Consider the following 17,195-nt stretch of genomic DNA (forward strand, 5'->3'; position numbering starts at 1 on the left):
CTCGCCGCCTAAGCGGAATCCAGTCCTCTGCATACTGCATACCGTATGTGCGGTGTCTCAATGGTTATCGCGACGTTCCGTCCATGTCTAGACCTTCGCTCCACAGACCTTCACGTCGCCGCCCGGCACGTCTCGCCGTACCGGGAGCATGCCGCGGCCGGCCGTACGGTACGGCACCGCACGCGCCGTCCGCACGGCCCTGTTCACCCGGGCAGATCCAGCAACTCGACAGGCTCACCCTGCCAGCCCGGCGGCACGACGGCCAGAGCCTCGGCCAGAGCCGCGCCCCACAACGTGCCCGGCCGGTCATGGCCGACGGGCGCCGCACCGCGCTCGGTACGGCGGACCGCCACCAGCCGGGTGTCGTACGGGCGCGGCCGGACCTCGCCCATGATCGCCGACCGTGATCCCACCGGGAACGGGCGGCCCTCCAGCCCCGCGAGCACCGGCACGAGCAAGGTCATGGCGGCGACCAGGGCGGCATAGGGGTTGCCGGGCAGCCCGACCAGGACCCGGCCGTCCGGCAGCCGGGCCAGCACCTGCGGATGCCCCGGACGGCACGCCACGCCGGCGACGAGCACCTTGGCGCCGAGCTCGGCGAGCACGGCCCGCAGATGGTCGGCCGGGCCGACCGACGACGCGCCGCAGACCGCCACCACGTCGGCGTCGCTCCCCGCGATCGCGCGGGTGAGCGCGTCGGCCGTGTCACCGACCCTGAGCGCCCCGCCGAGGGAGCCCCCGGCCCAGCTCACCAGCCCGGGCAGCATGGGACCGATCGCGTCGCGGACGCGGCCCCTGCCGGGCAGCCCGAAGGGGACGACCTCGTCACCGGTGACGAGCGCGGTCACCCTGGGCAGCGGGTGCACGGTGAGCGTGTCATGGCCCAGACTGGCGGCCAGCCCGAGGAGCGCGGGCGTCACTCGCGCCCCCGCCGCCACGATATGGTGCCCCTCCGGGCAGTCCTCGCCTCTCCTGCGGATGTGGCGGCCCGGCGCGATCTCTCCCGCGACCATGTCGCCCAGCCGTGCCGACTCCTCGATCGGCAGCACGGCCTCCGTGCCCAGGGGCACCTCCGCGCCGGTCGCGATCTCCACCGCGGAACCGGGCTCAAGCAGCCGGTCGTAACGCTCCCGCCCGGCCAGCACTCCGCCGACCACCTGCCACGGCGGCCGGCCGGCCACCGCGTAGCCGTCCATCGCCGCCGTGTCGAATCCGGGGAGCGCGACGAGCGATCTCAGCGGCGCCGCGAGCCTCAGGCCCGCCGCCTCGCGCAGCGACGTTTCGGCGGGTGGTAACGGGGTCGCCGCCCGCCACGCGGTCCAGCGCGCCACCTCCCAGGGTGTGGCCGTCGAGAGGATCTGGGGCCCGTCGTCGACAGCACGAACGAGCGTCATGGGCTCACCCCTTCCTTGACCCTCATAATTCCATACTGTATACCGAATGCAAGGGGCATGCGAGAACGGAGCTGATTTTGCGAGTCGCTGTTCTTGGCGCCGGCGCCATCGGCGCGTACGTCGGCGCCGCCCTTCACAGGGCGGGAGTCGAAGTCCACCTGATCGCCCGCGGTCCGCACCTTCGCGAGCTGCAAACCAACGGAGTGCGCGTGCTCAGCCCGCGCGGCGACTTCTCCGCCCGTCCGAACGCAACCGACGACCCCGTGGAGGTCGGCCCAGTCGACTATGTCTTCCTCGGTCTGAAGGCCAACTCCTACGCGGCCGCCGGACCGATGATCAAGCCGTTGCTGCACGAGACCACGGGCATCATCGCAGCACAGAACGGCATCCCCTGGTGGTATTTCCACTGCCTGCCGGGACCGTACCAGAACTACCGGATCCAGAGTGTCGACCCGGGCGGCTCGGTCACCGAGGCGCTGCCGCTGGAACGCGCGATCGGCTGCGTGGTCTATGCGGCGACCGAGATCGAGTCTCCAGGGGTGATCCGCCACCTGGAGGGCACCCGGTTCTCCATCGGGGAGCCGGACGGCACCATCTCCCCGCGATGTGTCCAGTTCAGCGAGGCCATGATCGCCGGTGGCCTCAAGTGCCCGGTCGAGGCCGACCTTCGCCACGACATCTGGGTGAAGCTGATGGGGAACATCGCCTTCAACCCGATCAGCGCGCTCGCCCGGGCGACGATGGTCGGCATCGCCCGGCACGGCGGCACCCGCGAGCTGGTCATGACGATGATGCGCGAAACGCTGGACGTCGCCCAGCGGGTCGGCTGCACGCCGAACATCTCGATCGAGAAGCGGCTGGCCGGCGCCGAGCGCACCGGGGAGCACAAGACCTCGACCCTGCAGGACCTGGAGAAGGGCAAGCCACTCGAACTCGACGTGCTCCTGGCCGCCGTCGTCGAGCTGGCCGACCTGACCGGCGCCGAGATCCCCACCCTGCGTGCGATCCACGCGGTGGCGGATCTGCTGAACGAGGGAATCACCGCACAACCGCCGGTCGCCACTCGTGCGGTGTGACCTTGTCTGTCCGGTCACCATTGGCATACCGTAGACTGCATACAGAGACGACGAAGGGGTCGGCATGAGTGCGAAGCGCGCCGAACCATATGACCGCCTCACCCATGAGACGCACCATGCCGGGCGGAAGTTCACCCGTGTGGTCATAGGCATTATGCCCGCCGGGACCGGGTGACAGATGGACCCTCGGTTCCGCGACGCCGGACCGACGGCCGAGGAGCGCGCCCCCCGGGCGCGCTTCTCGGTTCGCCCGGGTCACCCATCCCGCGACGGGTACCTCACATGAGGACAAGCAGTCGTAAACCGCCATGATCTGCACCTACTGTGGAGGAGGTCGTACCATCGCTCTCCACCAGAGGACCGGCAGCTCATGCAAGAGACCTCACCGCACGACCTGCGCACCACGAGCAGGTTCTGCTCCCCGCAGGCACACCGCGCAGAAGGACTGATCCGATGACCCGTGTCATCGCGCAACGCCGCATTCTCAAGGTCCGCGAAGCCGGGCAGACGCACCGCGTCGACGCGCTCGCGGCCGAGGAGCCCCTGGAGATCAGGCTCAACGGCCGCCCGCTGACCGTGACGATGCGCACGCCGGGCGACGACTTCGACCTGGCCTGCGGCTTCCTCGTCAGCGAGGGCGTGATCGGCACGGCGTCGGAGGTCAGCACCATCCGCTACTGCGCCGGTGCCACCGTCGACGGCTCCAACACCTACAACGTGCTGGACGTACGGCTGGCGGAGGGCGTGCCGGTGCCGACCGGCTCACTGGAGCGGAACTTCTACACCACGTCGTCCTGCGGCGTCTGCGGCAAGGCGAGCCTCGACGCCGTACGCACCGTCGCGCGCTGGACGGTGCACGAGGACCCGCTGATCCTGCGGGCCGACGTGGTGTCCGCGCTGCCCGACCGCCTCCGGGCGGCGCAGCGCGTCTTCGAACGGACCGGCGGCCTGCACGCGGCCGGCCTGTTCACGCCCGGCGGAGACGCGCTCTGCGTGCGTGAGGACGTCGGGCGGCACAACGCCGTCGACAAGCTGGTGGGCTGGGCGGTGCGGGAGGACCGCCTGCCCCTGCGCACCAGCGTGCTGATGGTCTCGGGTCGTGCTTCCTTCGAGCTCGTGCAGAAGGCCGTGATGGCGGGCATCCCAGCGATGTGCGCCGTCTCCGCTCCGTCCTCCCTAGCGGTGGAGCTGGCCGTCGAAGCGGGTCTCACACTGGTCGGATTCGTCAGGGGCGCGTCGATGAACGTCTACGCGGGCGAACACCGGCTATCGGACGGCGGCTGAACGCCGAACGCAGGCGAGGAGCCGGTCGACGGTCCGCCCCCTTACGTCGACCGGCTCCTCTGGGGAGTGTCCGGTCGATCTTGCCGTCACGAGCGGCGTCGGGGCGGCAGGCCGGAGATCGGCCGGACACCACCTCAGACCCCACCCGGGAACCCCGGTCGCATCACCGATGCGGCCGGGGTTCCGGCTTTTCCAGGGCCCAGGGTTCCCGCGGCTAGAAGAGCGCGCTGGCGAGGGCGCGGCGCGCGGCGGCCAGCGCGGGATCGTCCGAGGGCAGCGTCTCGAACAGGCCGAGCAGGTGCACCCGCGCCTTGTCCCGGTCGGCGCCCGCCGTACGGCGGATCGTGCCGATGAGACGCTCGAAGGCCGCCTCCACCGCGCCGGTGAGCATCTCCAGGTCGGCCATCTGGCACTGCGCCTCGACGTCGGAGCCGTCGGCCGCGCGGGCCCGCACGGCGGCCTCGTCGAGGCCCTCCGCGCGCTGGATCAGCGAAATGCCGGCCAGGCCCATCTTGGCGTCCTCGTTGCCCGGGGAACGGGCGAGCAGCCGCTCGTAGGCGCCGGCCGCGGCGGCGAGGTCGCCGGCGTCGATGGCCTGCTCGGCCGCCGCCAGGTCGGGGTCGATCCGCGGCTGGTCGGCCGCGCCCTCCTCCTGGCCGGGCGCCGCCTCCTGGTCGTCGGGCGGAAGGTACTGGGCGAGGGCCTCCATGAGCTGGTCGAGCCACTGCCGCACCTGCGCCTCGGGCATCGCGCCCTGGAAACCGGTCACCGCCTGGCCCTGGAAGATCGCCAGCACGGTGGGGATGCTCTGCACCCTCAGCGCCTGGCTGATCTGCGGGTTGGCGTCGACGTCGACCTTGGCCAGGAGCCACTTACCGCCCGCCTCCGCGGCGAGCTTCTCCAGGATCGGGCTGAGCTGCTTGCACGGCTCGCACCAGGTGGCCCACAGGTCCAGGATGACCGGCACGCGCATCGAGCGCTCGATCACATCGGCAGAGAAACTGTCATCGGTGACATCGACTACGGACGCCGCCGCCGCTCCGGCCTGGCCGCCTTGCGCGACGACGGCCTCGCGGCGGGCCTGTGCCTCCAGGGCCTGCTTACGGGCACCGAGGTCCACCGCGCCGTACAGCGATCCGGGTCGATTGAAGTCCGCTGGGCTCATACTCCAATCCTGCCGCATAAGCGCGGGCCGCCGTACGACGCGGGGGGCTCAGAGCCGGAACAGCTCAAGCAACTCGCCGCCGCGCGGGGTGCGGGTGACCCGTACCTCGCGTCCCCGCCGCTCGCGGTTCGGCGGCTGAGCCTGGGCGGTGAGCGGCGTGCCGGGTCGCGGGGACCCGGCACGCCGGTCGTCCGGGGGGCTGCCCGGAAGGGATCCGCTCGGAACAGGGCCGCTCGGAAGGGGGCCGCTCAGAAGCGGGCGGGCTCGGCGTAGACGCCCCACTCGGCGCGCAGCGCGTCGCAGATCTCGCCCAGCGTGGCCTCGGCGCGGGCCGCGTCCACCATCGGGCCGATCATGTTCTCCGCGCCGCGCGCGGCGGCGACCATACGGGCCAGCGCCGCGTCCACGGCGCCCTGGTCGCGGGCCGCGCGACGCTCGGCGAGGACGCGCTTCTGCTCGATCTCGACCTCGTGGCCGACCCGCAGGATCTCCAGCGGCTCCTCCACCGAGGCGGTGTGACAGTTGACCCCGACGATCCTCTTCTCGCCCTTCTCCAGCTTGCGCTGGTAGTCGAAGGCGGCCTCGGCGATCTCGGAGGTGAACCAGCCGTCCTCGATCCCGCGCAGGATGCCGGAGGTCATCGTGCCGTCCGAGCCCATGTCGCGGATCTTCGTGAAGATCGCCTCCGCCTCGGCCTCCAGCCGGTCGGTGAGCGCCTCCACGTACCACGCGCCGCCGAGCGGGTCGGCGACGTTGGCCACCTCGGTCTCTTCCATGATCACCTGCTGGGTGCGCAGGGCGATCTCGGCGGCCTTCTCCGAGGGCAGTGCGAGCACCTCGTCCAGGGCGTTGGTGTGCAGCGAGTTGGTGCCGCCCAGCACGGCCGCCAGCGCCTCGACGGCGGTCCTGACGATGTTGTTGTCCGGCTGCTGCGCGGTGAGCGAAACGCCGGCCGTCTGGGTGTGGAAGCGCAGCCACTGCGCCTTCTCGGTGCGCGCGCCGTAGACGTCGCGCAGCCACCTCGCCCAGATCCGGCGGGCGGCGCGGAACTTGGCGATCTCCTCGAAGAAGTCGATGTGCGCGTCGAAGAAGAACGACAGGCCGGGCGCGAAGACGTCCACGTCGAGCCCGCGGGACAGGCCGAGCTCGACGTAGCCGAACCCGTCGGCCAGGGTGAAGGCCAGCTCCTGCGCGGCCGTGGAACCGGCCTCCCTGATGTGGTAGCCGGAGACCGACAGCGGCTTGTAGGCGGGGATCTCCGCCGCGCAGTACTCCATCAGGTCGCCGATCAGCCGCAGGTGCGGCTCGGGGGCGAAGAGCCACTCCTTCTGCGCGATGTACTCCTTGAAGATGTCCGTCTGCAGGGTGCCGTTGAGGCCGCCGACCGGCACGCCCTGGCGCTCAGCCGCGACGAGGTACATGCAGAAGATCGGCACCGCGGGGCCGCTGATCGTCATCGACGTGGTGACGTCGCCCAGCGGGATGCCGTCGAACAGCAGGTCCATGTCGGCGGCGGAGTCGATCGCCACCCCGCAGTGCCCGACCTCGCCCAGCGAGCGCGGGTCGTCGGAGTCGCGGCCCATCAGGGTGGGCATGTCGAAGGCCACGGAGAGGCCGCCGCCGCCCGCGCCGAGGATCATCTTGTAGCGCTCGTTGGTCTGCCGGGCGTTGCCGAACCCGGCGAACTGCCGGATGGTCCACGCCTTGCCGCGGTAGCCGGTGGCGTGCAGCCCGCGGGTGAAGGGGTATTCCCCCGGCCACCCGATCCGCGCCATCCGGGGGTCGCCGGTCCCCTCCGGCGGGCCGTAGACGGGGTCCACCTCCAGCCCGGAGAGCGTGCGGAACTCACCGTCCCGCCGGCGCGACCGGTCGAAGCGCGCCTGCCAGCGGCTCCGCCCCTCGGCGATCTCGTGCTCCTCCATTGCTGCCCCTCCATGTCCCGGTACGGCAGTGCGTCACGCCCTGCAACGGGTAACTACTAGGACGTCCTAGTAATTTTACCCGACGCCTGCCCCCATGCATAAGGGCGGGCGGGATCAGGCGAAGTCGCCGGCCGCGACCCGCAGGGTGCGCAGCCGAGCGAAGAGGTCCTCCAGCTCCGACTCGCCGTACATGGTCATCCCGAAGCCGGCGGCCATCAGGTCGGCGGTGGCCCGGCGCACCAGGTCACGACCCTCGTCGGTGATCTCGGCCAGCACCCCGCGGCCGTCCTTCGGGTTGCGCAGCCTGCGCACCAGGCCGGCCCGCTCCAGGCGGTCCACCGTGTTCGTCACGCTCGTCGGGTGCACCATCAGCCGCTCGCCGATCTTGGACAGCGGCAGCGCGCCCGCCTTGCTGAAAGTGAGCAGAACCAGCGCTTCATACCGGGCGAAGGTCAAGTCATACGGTTTGAGCAGCGCGTCAAGTTGCGACAACAGGATCTGATGCGCTCTCATGATCGAGGTGACCGCCGCCATGGCCGAGGACGGCCCGAAGTGAGCACGCCAGGTCTCCGCGGCGCGCTCGATCGGGTCGAAAGGCAAGTTCAGGGGCTGACCGGTAGACACAGCGTTTACGGTAGCGCGGCCTCGTCCCGATTCGCCCGCTTACGTTGAGTAATCAAATTCACGGCTTGACCAAAGAACTCACCCGTCAAACATCACTCTCAGTTATGGTTCTCGCACGTAAGGTGAGGCGGAGGCCAAGTGGCCGCATCGCCGGGGCGGATGTGCCCCGGCTCGTCCTCGATCCGGGCCGGCGGGGGAAGTCAGGCCCGGAGCACTGCGCCGAGGGGAACCGGCGCGCGGGACGAGGGTCCGCCCGCCCAGGGGCACAGGGGGTGCTTGATGAAGAGCTACTGGAGTCCGCCGTCACGGCGGATGTCGAGACATGAGGGGAACCGCCGGTCGCAAACGGCGTGCCCGGGACACCGGCGCGCGCGTCGAGGTGCGTAGGCACAAGGGCGTTTCACGCGAGGAGCTCAAGCAGAGCACGGCCCTGACGGTCGCGCTGCTGCTCGTGCTCGGCCTCGCGGCCGCGTGGAGCGTCCTGATACCCGGCGTCGACGCCTGGGAGAACATCGTCGTCGCGGTCATCGGCTCGCTGCGGCTGACCGGCCCGGTGGCGGCGGCGTTCGCCTGCTGGGTGGCGGTCCGCAAGCGCAGGGTCCGCGCCAGGCGCGCGCTCACCACCTGGCGGGCGCTGAAGCCGCCACTGGCGATCATGACCGTGGTGGCCGGCTCGTTCGCCGCGACCGCGCTGCTGCTGGCGGTCCGGAGCGTGCTCAGCGAGCACGCGGGCAGGATCCCGCCGAGCGGCCTGGCGATGGGCATGGCCGGGCTGGCGCTCTACGTGTCGATCGGCTGGGTCGTGGGCTGGATGCTGCCGCGGGCGTGGACGCCGCTGCTCGCCGCGCTCGGCTGCTACGCGCTGTTCGCCTGGCTCGCCATGGGGCCCACCTGGGCCGACCGGCTCGCGCCCGCGACGCGGGAGCCGTACGACGTCTTCCGGGGGCTGAGCGCCTCGGAGTTCATGGACCAGACGCTGTGGCTGGTCGGGGCGAGCACCGCGGTGCTCCTCGGCTGGGCGGCGGCGGTCACCCGGCGGGTGCTCGTGCTGGCCGCGGCGTCGCTGGCCGTGCTCGCCGCCGCCACCGGCGTGGCCAGGCTGGTGGACCAGCCGCAGCAGGTCTCCGCCGTGCAGCACGTGGTCTACAGCTGCCAGGAGTGGCCGATCACGGTGTGTGTGCACCCCGGAATGCGCAGCGGCCTCCCCGTCCTCGGCGAGGCGTTCACCACGATCGCCTCCCGGCTGGCCGGCACGCCCGCCGAGTTCAGCAGGGTGGAGCAGCGCCCGTACCGGGAGGGGCCGACGCCCGGTTCCGGCACCGTGCCGGTGCACATGCACGACCTGGCCGCCGGGTTCGCCGACAAGGCGGTGGCCGACTTCCTCAACAGCCTGGCGGCGAAGTGCCCGGACCACACCGCGGCCGGCTACCGCGCGATCGTCATGAGCTGGCTGCGCGGCGAGCCGCTGCCGCCCAGCCGGCTGCCCGGCCACCGGTACGCGACGACGTGGTTCTCCTCGCAGACCGAGGCGCAGCGGCGCGAGTGGCTGCGCATGTTCTACGCGGACTTCACCCGGTGCAGCCTGCGCGGCGAGCACTTCGGCGGCGGCCCGCACCTCTACGCGCAGCCCCGGGAGCGCACGGAGCTCCCGGAGGCGCCGCAGCCGCACCTCGTCCCGCCGTCGCCGCGGGAGGGCGCCACCGCCGCGCCCGCCGTTCCCCAGCCCGGCCAGTCCGGGCCGCCGCCCGCCGGTCCGGGGCACCACCGTCCCCCGGGCGTCCCCGGGCACCTCGACACCCCGGGTGCCCACGACATCGCGACGGCCCGCGGCACGCCGTTCGACCGGGACGAGGTACGCGGCCACGTGCGCGACGGCGGGCACGACCGGCACGACCGCTTCGACCGGGACGACCGCCGCCACCCGCACGGCCCGTTCGGCGACCACCGGTCCCCCCTCCCGCACGGCGGCGACACGCCGTCCCGCCCGCTCGCCCCGGGCCGGCCCCTGCCGGGCGGCCCGTACGGCCACGAAGGCACGCCGGGCGCCCCCGGGACACCGGGCACGACACCCGAACGCGCCCACCGGCTGGCGGACACCGCATGACGGTCACAAGATCGTCCCGGCCCGCGGGGAGGCGGCGAAATCAGGTGATAAGCCGTCTCCCACGGGAAGGAACAGACCCGTGACGCCCACTCCCCCCGAGGCACCCCCGACCACGCCGGCGCCGGCCCCTCGCAGCCGCCGAGGATGGCGCGTCCTCGCCGGGTTCGTCGTCATCGTCGTGCTGCTGGCGGCGGGCGGGTGGCTCGCCTGGTCCTGGGTGGACCCCCTGCGGGAGCGCCCGATCGACCGCAGCCAGCCGGTGCTGCTCCAGTCGATCCACGACCTGAGCAGGTTCGAGGCCGCCACCGGCAGCTTCCAGGTGGTCGTGGACCTGGAGAAGGACGCCGCCTTCCTGCCGGACGCGATCAAGGGCACCCGCACGCTCTTCGTCGGCGCGGGCTCCGTCGACGCCTACGTCGACTTCTCCGGCCTGACCGGCGACGCCGTCACCGTCTCCGCCGACCGCACCCAGGTCACCGTACGGCTGCCGCGCGCCCAACTGGAACGGCCCAGCCTGGACAACGAGCGCTCCTACACCTACCACCAGCAGCGCGGCATCCTCGACCGGGTCCAGGACTTCCTGTCCTCCTCCCCGCAGAACCAGCAGGAGCTCTACGTGCTGGCCGAGCGGAAGATCGGCGAGGCGGCGCAGGCCAGCGACCTGCGCAACCGCGCCGACCAGAACGCCAAGGCGATGCTGGAGGGCCTCATGAAGTCCCTCGGCTTCACCAAGGTCACCATCCGCTTCGCCGACGAGCCCTGACCCCCGCGCCCGCTTCCCGCCCGAAACCCCGCGCCGCGCCCGGCCCGTGCGTGCTGGAGGCCGGGAGCGGCCCGGCCCGTGCGCGCCGAAGGCCAGGGGCGGCCCGGCCCGTGCGCGCCGGAGGCGGGGGCGGCCCGGCCCGTGCGCGCCGGAGGCCGGGAGCGGCCCGCTGCGGGCGGGGCGGAGGGCGGGGGGCGGTGGGTCAGGAGACGGCGGCGACGAGTTCGTCGGCGGCGGTGTAGGGGTCGGTGTCGCCGGACAGGACGCGGCCGGCCAGGGCGTCGAGGCGGCGGTCGCCGTGCAGGCCGGCGAAGGCCGACCGCAGCGACGTCAGCGCGATGGCCTCGATCTCGTCCCGTGCCCTGACCAGGCGCCTGCGCGCCAGCTCGCCGGACTCCGCGAGGAAGTCACGGTGCGCCTCGATCGCCTCGACCACGTCGCCCCGGCCCTCTCCGCGCATGGCGACCGTGGTCACGATCGGCGGCCGCCACGGCCGCTCCACCAGGCCGAGCATGTTCCGCAGCTCGCGCACGGTGGCCTGCGCGCCCTCGCGGTCGGCCTTGTTGACCACGAAGACGTCGGCGACCTCCAGGATGCCCGCCTTCGCCGCCTGGACGCCGTCGCCCATGCCGGGGGCGAGCAGCACCACGGTGGTGTCGGCGAGGGAGGCGATGTCCACCTCGGCCTGGCCGACGCCGACGGTCTCGATCAGGATCACCTCGCAGCCCGCCGCGGCGAGCACCCGCAACGCCTGCGGGGTGGCCCAGGCCAGCCCGCCCAGGTGTCCCCGGCTGGCCATCGAGCGGATGAACACGCCCGGGTCGGTCGCGTGGTCCTGCATCCTGACCCGGTCGCCGAGCAGCGCGCCGCCGGTGAACGGGCTGGACGGGTCCACCGCGAGGACCCCGACCTTCATCCCCTGCTCACGGTAGGCACGCACGAGCATCCCGGTGGACGTCGACTTGCCCACCCCGGGCGATCCGGTGAGCCCGATGACCCGGGCCGGCCGCGCCCCGCGCCCGGCGGCGCACAGCTCGGCCGTGATCGCCCGCAGCTCGGGCGCGCCGTTCTCGATCAGGGAGATCAGCCGGGCGACCGCCCGGGTCTCCCCCTCGACGGCCCGCCCGACGAGCTTGCCCACGTCCGTCCGGCCCGTGTCCGTCCGGCCCGTGTCCGTCCGGCCCGTACCCGTCATGCCCGCGCCCGTCATGCTGTGTCCGTCATGCCCGTGTCCGTCACGCCCGTGTGCGTCACGCCCGTGTGCGTCATGCTTGTGGCCACCGGGGGCGTCAGGCCGAGGGGACGCGCAGGATCAGGGCGTCGCCCTGGCCGCCGCCGCCGCACAGGCCCGCGGCGCCGAGGCCGCCGCCGCGCCGCCGCAGCTCGTGGATCAGCGTCAGCGCGATCCGCGCGCCGGACGCGCCGATCGGGTGGCCGAGCGCGATGCCGCCGCCGTTGACGTTGACGATGTCCAGGGAGACGCCGAGTTCCTTGGCCGACTGGAGCACCACGGCCGCGAACGCCTCGTTGATCTCGATGAGGTCGAGGTCCGTGACGACTAGGCCCTGCTTGCCGAGGGCGTGCCTGATCGCGTTGGCCGGCTGGGACTGGAGCGAGTTGTCCGGGCCCGCGACGTTGCCGTGCGCGCCGATCTCGGCCAGCCACGGCAGCCCGAGCGCCTCGGCCCTGGCCTTGGACATCACCACCACCGCGCAGGCCCCGTCGGAGATCTGCGAGGAGGAACCGGCCGTGATCGTGCCGTCCTTGCTGAAGGCGGGCCGCAACCGGGCCAGCACCTCGGGGGTGGTGTCGCCGCGCACGCCCTCGTCGGCCGCGAAGACGACGGGGTCGCCCTTGCGCTGCGGAATGCTCACCGGCACGACCTCGTCGTCGAAGACGCCGTTCTTGATCGCGGCGGCGGCGAGACGGTGGGACCTGGCGGAGAACTCGTCCTGCTCCTCGCGGGTGAGGTCCAACCGGCGGTTGTGCCGCTCGGTCGACTCGCCCATCGCGATCTGGTCGAAGGCATCGGTGAGACCGTCGAACGCCATCGAGTCGAGCACGTCGGCGCCGCCGTACTTGACGCCCTTGCGCAGGCCGGGGAGCAGGTGCGGCGCGTTCGTCATCGACTCCATGCCGCCCGCGACGACGACGTCGAACTCCCCCGCCCTGATGAGCTGGTCGGCCAGCGCGATGGCGTCGAGGCCGGACAGGCACACCTTGTTGATCGTGAGCGCGGGCACGCTCATCGGGACGCCCGCCTTGACCGCGGCCTGCCGGGCGGGGATCTGACCCGCGCCGGCCTGGAGGACCTGCCCCATGATGACGTATTCCACGGCCTCGGGGGCGACGCCCGCCCGCTCCAGGGCCGCCTTGATGGCGATGCCGCCCAGATCGACGGCGGTCAGGTCGGACAGCGAGCCGAGCAGGCGGCCGATGGGGGTGCGAGCCCCCGCGACGATAACGGAACCAGACATGACAGAGGCCTCCTGTGTTTCCTAGCCTCGCGCCCGAGCAAACCCGGCGGTGGCGTGCTGGCGTGGCTTTGACACCATACCCATGGAGCACTGAGACGATCGACCGCGGAGGTGGGTCACGTGTTTTTGCGCATCGACCATGTCGGCATCGCGTGCAACGACCTGGAGGAGAAAATCGCCTTCTACGAGTCAACGTTCGGCTTGACCGTGGTGAGCCGCGAGGTCAATGAGGAGCAGGGGGTTCGCGAGGCGATGCTGCACGTCGCGGACGGCGACGGCGGCGCGTCTTATGTACAGCTTCTCGAACCGCTGCATCCGGACACGGCCGTGGGCAAGTTTCTCGCCAGGCGCGGCGAGGGCGTGCACCACATCGGGTACGGCGTCGCGGACGTCGCCAAGGCCATGGAGGAGATCGCCGGCCAGGGCGTCAGGCTGGTCGACGAGCGACCGCGGCACGGGTCGATGGGCGCGGCGATAGCGTTCCTTCACCCGAAGGACACCGGCGGTGTCTTGACCGAATTGGTGCAGGCTCCACGCGATAATGGTCACTGATCGTCCAACGTAAGAAACGTTCATACGTAACAAGTCGCGCAGAAAGTCTGACGGGGCGGCCAACGACGCAAGGGCGGAGTACGCTGGCCTACCACCGGACGTGGATCCCGCCCTACGGCGCGCGCGAGCGTTGGCCGGCGGCTCCTCGCCCCGAATGTCCGCTCCCCGTCCGGCCCGTGTAGCCGTCTCGACAACCCAGGATCGAGCCTCCATGCAGTCCGACATCGACGCCCAGCTAAACAACTTCTTCGAAGACGCCCCCGCGCGGGAGTTCGACGTGGTGCTCCGGGGGTATGACCGGCACCAGGTTCACGATCATCTCAAGTCCCTCGACACGGAGCTGCGTCAGTCCCGGGAGCAGGCCCAGGCCCTCCAGCGGGAGCTGTCCGACTCCCAGCGCCAGCTCCAGGAGCAGGAGCGCCCGACCTATTCCGGTCTGGGCGCCCGCATCGAGCAGCTGCTGCGCCTGGCCGAGGAGCAGGCCACAGAGCTCGTCCAGGCCGCCCGGTCCGAGGCCAACGAGATCAAGGCCGGGGCCAAGGTCGAGGCCGCCGACGTGCGGGCCGCCGCGGAGAACGAGGCGGCCGAGAAGCGCGCTCTCGCCACCCGCGAGGCCGAGGAGATGCGCACCACAGCCGAGCGCGACGCCGAGGAGATCCGCTCGACCGCCCGCCGGGAGGCCGACGAGCTGACCTCCACCACAGAGCGCGAGGTCTCCAAGCTCCGCGCCACCGCCGACCACGAGGTGGCCGAGAAGCGCGCCGACGCCGAGCGCGAGATCGCCAAGCTGCGTACCACCACCGAGCGCGAGGTCGCCCAGCTGCGCGCCTCGACCAAGCGCGAGCGCGACGAGATCCTCACCACCGCCAAGCGGCAGGCCGACGAGATGCGCGCCCAGGCCCAGCGGGTCCTGGAGGAGTCCGAGGCCAAGCGCGCCCAGGACGAGGCGGAGTTCGAGATCCAGCTCGCCGCCCGCCGCGAGGAGGCGGAGCGCCAGGAGGCCGAGCGCCACGCCACCGCGCAGGCCGCGACGCAGAAGCTCGTCGCCGAGGCCGAGCAGCGCGCGGCGACCGCCGAGCAGCGCGCCAGCAAGGCCACCCAGCAGGCCGAGCAGACCCGCCGCGAGGCCGACACGCACGCCAAGCAGCTGCTGGCCAACGCGAAGAAGAACGCCGACCAGATCGTCGCCGAGGCGAAGTCCAGCGCCGAGTCCATCGTGCACGACGCCAAGGCCGAGGCCGAGCGCAGCCGTTCGGTGGCCCAGCGCCAGGTCGACGAGCTGACCCGCCAGCGCGACAGCATCACCAGCCACCTGGCCCAGCTCCGTCAGCTCCTCGGCGGCGCCCCGCTGCCGAACATGGACCCCGACCCGGCCCTCACCGCCGCGCCGGCCAAGCCCGCCCTGGCCGCTTCCGGCAACGACAAGCCGGCTCCCGCCCCCGCCGTCCCCGCCCCGGCGCCCGCGCCCGCCGCCGCCCCGGCGAAGAGCTCGGCCTCCGAGGACGACTCCGAGTGGTGGCAGGAGTGAGCCTCTGATCCCGGGAATCTAGCGACGGCTATCCGGAGAGCCTGGCGACCGATCGTGGTCGCTAGGCTCTCTCGTGTTCCGGCCCCGACATCCCCACCCGAAATATCGCCCGCTGCCTCGATATATCCGGCATGGCACTCCCACCGCGAAGGAGCGCAACGTGCCCGACCTCACCAAAGACCCCACGGAAGACCCAACTGAGGACACGACTGAGGACACGGCCAAGGACCCGGCTGAGGACACGGCCGAGCCCCCCACAGACGGCTCCCCGTCCACGCCACCACCCGCGAACCCCGCCCATGCCCCCACCCACGCCCACGCCTCCTCCCCCGGCCACGCGAACGGGGCGGCGGCGAACGGACCCGTGGCCGCGGAGGGCTCCGCGGCGGCGGACGGCACGGCGGTGCTGGGGGAGATCGGCCTGCCGTTCGGCACGCCGGGGAAGCCGCTGGCGAAGAGCCCCTTCCTGTTCGGGCTGACGGCGGCGCTCGGGGTGCTGACGGCGCTGGGGCTGGCACAGGCGCTGATGAGCGCGCGCAGCGTGATCGTGCTCGTGGTGGTGGCGATGTTCCTCGCCGTGGGGCTCAATCCGGTGGTGGAGTTCCTCACCCGGCGCGGCATGGGCCGGCGCTGGGCGATCTCCATCGTGTTCACCGGTGTGATCGTGTTCTTCGTGCTGTTCGGGCTGGCGATCGTGCCTCCGGTGAGCCAGGAGTCCGCCGCGTTCGTCGGCGCCGTGCCCGGGTACATCGCCGAGCTGGCCTCGAACCCGACGATCAGGCAGCTCGACGCGGACTACAAGCTGCTGGAACGACTCCAGGAGTACATCACCAGCGGCGACCTGGGCAGCACGATCGCGGGCGGGATCGTGGGCGCGGGCGCCGTCGTGCTCAACGCGTTCTTCTCCGGGGTCACCCTCCTCGTGCTCACCCTGTACTTCCTCAGCTCGCTGCCGACGATCAAGGAGTATCTGCTGCTCCTGGTCCCCTCGACACGACGTGAGCGGACCCGGTCGATCGGCGACCAGATCCTGGACGGCATCGGCGGCTACGTCGCGGGCAACGTGCTCATCTCGGTGATCGCGGGCGTGCTGTCGTGGTTGTTCCTGATCCTGGCCGGTGCGGAGTACGCGCTGGCGCTGGCGCTGGTGATCGCGGTCACCGACCTGATCCCGCTGGTCGGCGCGACGATCGGGGCGGTGCTGGTGACCGGGGTCGGGTTCCTCCAGTCGGTGCCGCTGGGCGTCGCCTGCCTGATCTTCTTCGTGATCTACCAGCAGGTCGAGAACTACGTGATCTATCCCAGGGTGATGAAGCGGTCGGTGGACGTCACCCCGGCGGTGACGGTGGTCGCGGCGCTGTTCGGCGGCGCGCTGATGGGGATCGTCGGCGCCCTGCTGGCCATCCCGGTGGCGGCGGCGATCGCGCTGATCATCCGGGAGGTCGTCCTGCCCCGCCAGGCCCGCCTGTAGCCGGTCACTCCGCCAGGGCGGCGACGAAGCCGGCGACGGCCCGGTTGAACGCCTCCGGGTGCTCGACGGCGCACAGGTGACCCGCCTGCTCGATGACGACGAGCCTGGCGTCCGGCGCCGCCAGCCGCATGGCCTCGGCGTCGCTCACCGGGGAGATGACGTCCTCCTCCCCCACGATCACCAGCACGGGCGCCTTCAGCGCGCGCAGCGTCTCGAAGGAGTCGGCGCGGCCCGCCATCGCCCGCGAGGCCCACGCGACCGCTCCGGGCGGCGCCGACTGGACCAGGCCGCGGACCCGGCCGAAGACCATGGCGCGCCGCTGCCGGGTGGTCGGGCCGACGAGGTTCGGCAGCAGCTCGGTGACCAGGACGCCGTTGCCGGAGTCGAGGACGGAGCCGGCGAGACGCTCCCTGGCCTCCCTGGCGGCGGCGTCGGCGTCGGCCTGCGCCTTGGTGCCGGCCAGGATGACGCCCAGCACCCGGTCCGGATGCCGGCGGCAGAAGGCCATCGTCACGTAGCCGCCCATGGACTGCCCGCCGACCACGGCCCGCTCCACCCCTTCAGCGTCGAGCAGCCGGGCCACGTCGTCGGCCATGAGGTCGAGCGACGGCTCCTCGTCCGGCAGCACCGATCCGCCGAAACCCCGCAGATCCGGCGTGATCACCCGGCAGGCGGACGCGAGCCCCTCCCGCTGGGCCAGCCACATCGCCGAGGACAGGGGGAAGGCGTGGAGCAGGACGACGGGCACACCGCTGCCGGTGGATCGCGAGTACAGGCGCACGAGGAACAACGTAACCCGGCGACGGCCGCCTGCCACCTTGGCGGCGGGTAGCGG

At 72.0% G+C, this 17,195-nt stretch carries 14 protein-coding genes; 7 read left to right on the plus strand and 7 right to left on the minus strand.

Going from position 1 to position 17,195, the window contains the following annotated elements; all coding sequences use genetic code 11:
• Positions 1-203: 203 nt before the first annotated feature.
• Positions 204-1,394, minus strand: a complete 1,191-nt coding sequence (locus QSK26_RS00980) for a molybdopterin molybdotransferase MoeA (RefSeq protein ID WP_285772991.1) — start codon at positions 1,392-1,394, stop codon at positions 204-206.
• 77 nt (positions 1,395-1,471) lie between these two features.
• On the opposite strand from QSK26_RS00980, the gene QSK26_RS00985 reads away from it, so the two are divergent.
• Together QSK26_RS00985 and fdhD are read left to right on the plus strand one after the other, a co-directional pair.
• A complete protein-coding gene (locus QSK26_RS00985; protein WP_285772992.1) occupies positions 1,472-2,470 on the plus strand; it encodes a 2-dehydropantoate 2-reductase in 999 nt (332 codons plus the stop codon).
• 453 nt (positions 2,471-2,923) lie between these two features.
• Positions 2,924-3,754: a formate dehydrogenase accessory sulfurtransferase FdhD gene (gene fdhD / locus QSK26_RS00990; protein ID WP_285772993.1), complete on the plus strand. Its 831-nt coding sequence runs from the start codon at positions 2,924-2,926 to the stop codon at positions 3,752-3,754.
• A gap of 214 nt (positions 3,755-3,968) precedes the next feature.
• Here the strand turns inward: fdhD and QSK26_RS00995 are convergent, their stop codons facing one another.
• From QSK26_RS00995 to QSK26_RS01005, 3 genes are all read right to left on the minus strand, one after another.
• Positions 3,969-4,919: a tetratricopeptide repeat protein gene (locus tag QSK26_RS00995; protein ID WP_285772994.1), complete on the minus strand. Its 951-nt coding sequence runs from the start codon at positions 4,917-4,919 to the stop codon at positions 3,969-3,971.
• A gap of 248 nt (positions 4,920-5,167) precedes the next feature.
• Positions 5,168-6,841, minus strand: coding sequence for a coenzyme B12-dependent isobutyryl-CoA mutase large subunit (gene icmA, locus QSK26_RS01000; protein WP_285772995.1), 1,674 nt, complete (start codon positions 6,839-6,841; stop codon positions 5,168-5,170).
• Positions 6,842-6,955: 114 nt separating this feature from the next.
• On the minus strand, positions 6,956-7,447 hold the full coding sequence (locus tag QSK26_RS01005) for a MarR family winged helix-turn-helix transcriptional regulator (RefSeq protein WP_285773516.1): 492 nt from the start codon (positions 7,445-7,447) through the stop codon (positions 6,956-6,958).
• A gap of 340 nt (positions 7,448-7,787) precedes the next feature.
• Between QSK26_RS01005 and QSK26_RS01010 the strand changes: the two genes are divergently transcribed.
• Positions 7,788-9,569 (plus strand): hypothetical protein, encoded by a 1,782-nt coding sequence (locus QSK26_RS01010; RefSeq protein ID WP_285772996.1) that lies wholly within the window; start codon positions 7,788-7,790, stop codon positions 9,567-9,569.
• Between the two features lie 79 nt (positions 9,570-9,648).
• Complete coding sequence (locus QSK26_RS01015) at positions 9,649-10,332, plus strand: DUF4230 domain-containing protein (protein WP_285772997.1); 684 nt, start codon at positions 9,649-9,651, stop codon at positions 10,330-10,332.
• 202 nt (positions 10,333-10,534) lie between these two features.
• Here the strand turns inward: QSK26_RS01015 and meaB are convergent, their stop codons facing one another.
• Positions 10,535-11,527 carry a methylmalonyl Co-A mutase-associated GTPase MeaB gene (gene meaB / locus QSK26_RS01020; protein WP_285773517.1) on the minus strand — a complete coding sequence of 331 codons (993 nt, stop codon included), beginning with the start codon at positions 11,525-11,527 and terminating at the stop codon, positions 10,535-10,537.
• Between the two features lie 94 nt (positions 11,528-11,621).
• Complete coding sequence (locus QSK26_RS01025; protein WP_285772998.1) at positions 11,622-12,809, minus strand: acetyl-CoA C-acetyltransferase; 1,188 nt, start codon at positions 12,807-12,809, stop codon at positions 11,622-11,624.
• Positions 12,810-12,929: 120 nt separating this feature from the next.
• On the opposite strand from QSK26_RS01025, the gene mce reads away from it, so the two are divergent.
• The 3 genes from mce (at position 12,930) to QSK26_RS01040 (ending at position 16,360) form a co-directional block, all read left to right on the plus strand.
• The gene (gene mce / locus QSK26_RS01030; protein WP_285772999.1) at positions 12,930-13,361 is read left to right on the plus strand and encodes a methylmalonyl-CoA epimerase; all 432 of its coding nucleotides are present in this window, start codon (positions 12,930-12,932) and stop codon (positions 13,359-13,361) included.
• Between the two features lie 211 nt (positions 13,362-13,572).
• Positions 13,573-14,889: a DivIVA domain-containing protein gene (locus tag QSK26_RS01035; protein ID WP_285773000.1), complete on the plus strand. Its 1,317-nt coding sequence runs from the start codon at positions 13,573-13,575 to the stop codon at positions 14,887-14,889.
• Between the two features lie 160 nt (positions 14,890-15,049).
• The gene (locus QSK26_RS01040) at positions 15,050-16,360 is read left to right on the plus strand and encodes an AI-2E family transporter (RefSeq protein WP_285773001.1); all 1,311 of its coding nucleotides are present in this window, start codon (positions 15,050-15,052) and stop codon (positions 16,358-16,360) included.
• 4 nt (positions 16,361-16,364) lie between these two features.
• On the opposite strand, the gene QSK26_RS01045 is transcribed toward QSK26_RS01040, so the two are convergent.
• The gene (locus QSK26_RS01045) at positions 16,365-17,141 is read right to left on the minus strand and encodes an alpha/beta fold hydrolase (protein ID WP_285773002.1); all 777 of its coding nucleotides are present in this window, start codon (positions 17,139-17,141) and stop codon (positions 16,365-16,367) included.
• Positions 17,142-17,195: the final 54 nt, after the last annotated feature.

Source organism: Microtetraspora sp. NBRC 13810 (assembly GCF_030268685.1).
Taxonomy (GTDB): Bacteria; Actinomycetota; Actinomycetes; order Streptosporangiales; family Streptosporangiaceae; genus BSRQ01.

What these genes read in the sequence shown, in the direction of transcription:
- QSK26_RS00980 (WP_285772991.1), bottom strand. Translation starts at nt 1,394, where the DNA reads ATGACGCTCGTTCGTGCTGTCGACGACGGGCCCCAGATCCTCTCGACG.
- fdhD (WP_285772993.1), top strand. Translation starts at nt 2,924, where the DNA reads ATGACCCGTGTCATCGCGCAACGCCGCATTCTCAAGGTCCGCGAAGCC.
- QSK26_RS00995 (WP_285772994.1), bottom strand. Translation starts at nt 4,919, where the DNA reads ATGAGCCCAGCGGACTTCAATCGACCCGGATCGCTGTACGGCGCGGTG.
- icmA (WP_285772995.1), bottom strand. Translation starts at nt 6,841, where the DNA reads ATGGAGGAGCACGAGATCGCCGAGGGGCGGAGCCGCTGGCAGGCGCGC.
- QSK26_RS01010 (WP_285772996.1), top strand. Translation starts at nt 7,788, where the DNA reads ATGAGGGGAACCGCCGGTCGCAAACGGCGTGCCCGGGACACCGGCGCG.
- meaB (WP_285773517.1), bottom strand. Translation starts at nt 11,527, where the DNA reads ATGACGGGTACGGGCCGGACGGACACGGGCCGGACGGACACGGGCCGG.
- QSK26_RS01025 (WP_285772998.1), bottom strand. Translation starts at nt 12,809, where the DNA reads ATGTCTGGTTCCGTTATCGTCGCGGGGGCTCGCACCCCCATCGGCCGC.
- QSK26_RS01035 (WP_285773000.1), top strand. Translation starts at nt 13,573, where the DNA reads ATGCAGTCCGACATCGACGCCCAGCTAAACAACTTCTTCGAAGACGCC.